The organism is Sphingosinicella sp. (assembly GCF_052387495.1).
Classification (GTDB): domain Bacteria; phylum Pseudomonadota; class Alphaproteobacteria; order Sphingomonadales; family Sphingomonadaceae; genus Allosphingosinicella.
Genome location: NZ_JBQTJC010000099.1, coordinates 1 through 2,868 on the forward strand (window position 1 = coordinate 1; position 2,868 = coordinate 2,868).

The following is a 2,868-nucleotide window of genomic DNA, read 5'->3' on the forward strand; positions in this document are numbered from 1 at the left end:
CCATGTAGTTTTCGGGATGCACCTCGAACCACAGCCCGGCCGCCGGCGCGGCGAGCGCCTCCGCAATGTGGATCGGCTTGAAGCCGAGGCCGGCGGTCGGGTCCATGGTTCGGGGCCTTCGCTCAGCGGTTGACCGGGGTCAGCGAGCCCGGGCCGCGCGGGGTGGAGATGCGGGTGCAGGTGCCGCGCGCGACATATTTCCAGGCATTGCCCTGATAGTTGCGGGTCGAGGTGCCGGCGCAGCTCGTGCCCGGGCCGGCGGCGCAATCATTGCGGCCGGCGAGCGAGATGCCGTAGCAGCGCTCGGCATTGGGCTGTGGGCGAACCGGCTGGGCCGAGGCCGCGGTGGCGGCGATGCCGGTGAGCGCGACGGCGGCTGCCGCGGCGATGTTGAGAGTCTTCATTTCGGTCTCCTGAGTCGATCGGCACCGCAAGCCGGTGCCATCCCCTCTTTTCGCCCGAGACCGGCCGTGGGTTACACTTCCGCTTTGGAATAGGTTTGATGCAGGCGCGTTATTGGCGTGGCGCTTGTGATCAGGCGGGCTTCAGCGTCAGCCGGCGCGTGAGCGAGGCGGCGAGCACGATCAGGACGACCGCGAAAAGATGCACGCCGAGATCGGCCAGGGTCATCTGGAAGGGATGGAAGAATTGCAGCAGGAAGGCCGTGGCGGCGGCCGCGCCTAGGCTGCCCAGCGCCGCGACCGGCAGCGGCTCGACCGGACGCGCGCGCGCCAGCAGCCACAGGATGGGAAGACCAACGATCAGGCTGCCGACGAGCAGAAAGCGAAAGCAATCGGCACTTTCGCCGGGCAGAGCGCCCGCCGAGCCGGTAGCGACAAAATGTTCGTAGCAGCCCGCGCCGCTGAGCCCGACCCAAGCCAGCAAGGCGGGCACGGGGGCGGGCAGCCAGCGGCGGGACCGGCCCGGGATCGAGACGGCGAATGCCCCCAGCAGCGCCAGCGCCGCGGTGAGGAGCATCGCCCCCAATTCCAGCGCGAGCCGCGTTTCGCGGCCGGCATAGCGTGCCAGCAGCCCGTCGGCGTCGCCGAAGGCCAGCACAAGGGCCGTCCCGGCAATCGCCAGCACGGCGAGCGCGGCCAGCCCGCGGCGAAGCGGCGGGACGAGCGGCTTCACCGGCGGCACGCCCGCGGCGAGGCTGTCGATCAGCTCGTCGGTCGTTGGGCGGCTCACGACAGGCCCTCCGGCCCGAATGCCCGCCTCAGGCGCTTCAGCGCGCGATGCACGTTCACCTTGAGCGAGGCGACCGACTGACCGGATTCGGCCGCCGCCTCCGCGAGGGTCATTTCATTGAGCTTCATCAACTCGATCGCTTCTCTTTGCACCGGAGTGAGGTGAGTCATCATGCGCTGCACGGCGGTGGCCGATCCCGCCGCCTCTGTCCTATTCGCTTCGGGATCGGCAAAGGTTTCATAGGCATCCGGGTCGCTGACTTCGTGCCGGGCGACTCGGCCTTGCCGTCGTCGCGCGTCGATCGCGCGGCGCTGGACGATCGTCGCGAGCCACGGCTTGACCCGACATCCGGGCTCATAAGTGTGCCGCACCCGGTGGATTGTCAGCAGCGAATCCTGGACGACATCCTCGACCAGCGTTTCGGCGCACCCTTTGCGCCGCGCGACGGCGCGGGCGAAGGGCACGATCTCGGCGAGGAAGGCGCGATAGGCGCCGGCGTCGCCGCGCTGCGCAGCGGCGAGGAGGTCTCCCCAGCGGAGATCGTCGTCCATCTCAGGCGGCCGGGCCAAGCTGCCTCCCTTCGCGCCGGATGTAGGCCATGGGATCGTCGCTTGCCTATCGGTTCGATGCAAGGATGCTATTTGCGCCCGCGCCCGAAGCGGCTCAGGCTGGTCCGGTTCTTTCCGGGAGTGTAATGATCGGCAGGGAGGGGGTTGCCGCCATGGAAATGCAGCAGGTCCGCTATTTCGTGACGCTGGCGCAGGCGCTGAACTTCACGCGCGCGGCGGAGCACTGTAATGTCAGCCAGCCGGCGCTGACCCGCGCCATCCAGCAACTCGAGCATGAGCTGGGCGGCCCGCTCTTCCACCGCGAGCGCGGCAACACCCATTTGTCCGAGCTGGGGCGGATGATGCTGCCCTATCTCGAATCGATCCATGCCCAGACCTGCGCCGCCAAGGAACATGCCAAGGCGGTCAAGAAGCTCGAGCGGGCAACGCTGACGATCGGCACGATGTGCACGATCGGGCCGCAGCTCATCGCCGACCTCATCATCCGCTTTCGCGCCGCCCATCCCGAGGTCGAAGTGGCCGTGATCGACGCGGGCGCACCGGAAATGGTCGACAAGCTGGAGAAAGGCGACCTCGAGATCGCGGTCGTCGGCGTGCCCGAGGAGCTGCCCGACACGCTTCACCAATTGCCGATCTTCCAGGAGGATTTCGTCATCCTCCTGCCGCCCAACCATCGCCTCTGCGCGCACAACCCGATCCGCGCCGCCGAGCTGCACGACGAGCCCTATGTCAGCCGCTCGAACTGCGAGGTGTTCAAACCGGTGCGCGCCGATCTCAACAGCCGCGGGATCTACATGCGCCAGGTCTTCTCCTCGCCGCGCGACGATTGGGTGCAGGGGATGATCAAGGCCGGGCTGGGCTTGGGCTTCTTCCCCGAATTCGCGGTCACCGATCCCGATCTGATCGTGCGGCCGCTGGTCGAGCCGGGCTACAGCCGGACCATCTATCTCGCCAGCGTGCGCGGCCGGCCCCATTCGCCGGCGGTCGGCGCCTTCGTCCAGGAAGCGCGCCGCTATCCCTGGCCCGCGCAAAAAAAGGCAGCCTGAAGGCAAAACCGATTGACGCGGGCCGGCTTCGCCGGACAGAGAATCGCCGGAGGAGAAAAGCC

The 2,868-nt window shown here is 68.0% G+C and carries 4 protein-coding genes; 1 reads left to right on the forward strand and 3 read right to left on the reverse strand.

The features are described 5' to 3' along the window. Window positions 1-122 precede the first annotated feature (122 nt). The 3 genes from ACT4N8_RS05535 to ACT4N8_RS05545 all read right to left on the reverse strand — a co-directional run bounded on the left by ACT4N8_RS05535 (window position 123) and on the right by ACT4N8_RS05545 (window position 1,760). Window positions 123-404, reverse strand: coding sequence for a BufA1 family periplasmic bufferin-type metallophore (locus tag ACT4N8_RS05535; protein WP_444857136.1), 282 nt, complete (start codon window positions 402-404; stop codon window positions 123-125). A gap of 130 nt (window positions 405-534) precedes the next feature. Then, window positions 535-1,191, reverse strand: coding sequence for an NrsF family protein (locus ACT4N8_RS05540; RefSeq protein ID WP_444857137.1), 657 nt, complete (start codon window positions 1,189-1,191; stop codon window positions 535-537). After that, window positions 1,188-1,760, reverse strand: coding sequence for a sigma-70 family RNA polymerase sigma factor (locus tag ACT4N8_RS05545; protein WP_444857138.1), 573 nt, complete (start codon window positions 1,758-1,760; stop codon window positions 1,188-1,190). Before ACT4N8_RS05545 ends, ACT4N8_RS05540 begins: the two co-directional genes overlap by 4 nt. Window positions 1,761-1,912: 152 nt before the next feature. On the opposite strand from ACT4N8_RS05545, the gene ACT4N8_RS05550 reads away from it, so the two are divergent. Further along, on the forward strand, window positions 1,913-2,806 hold the full coding sequence (locus ACT4N8_RS05550) for a LysR family transcriptional regulator (protein WP_444857139.1): 894 nt from the start codon (window positions 1,913-1,915) through the stop codon (window positions 2,804-2,806). Window positions 2,807-2,868 lie beyond the last annotated feature (62 nt).

Excerpts from the sequence above, each read along its gene's own strand:
- ACT4N8_RS05550 (WP_444857139.1), top strand. The coding sequence starts at position 1,913 with ATGGAAATGCAGCAGGTCCGCTATTTCGTGACGCTGGCGCAGGCGCTG.
- ACT4N8_RS05535 (WP_444857136.1), bottom strand. The coding sequence starts at position 404 with ATGAAGACTCTCAACATCGCCGCGGCAGCCGCCGTCGCGCTCACCGGC.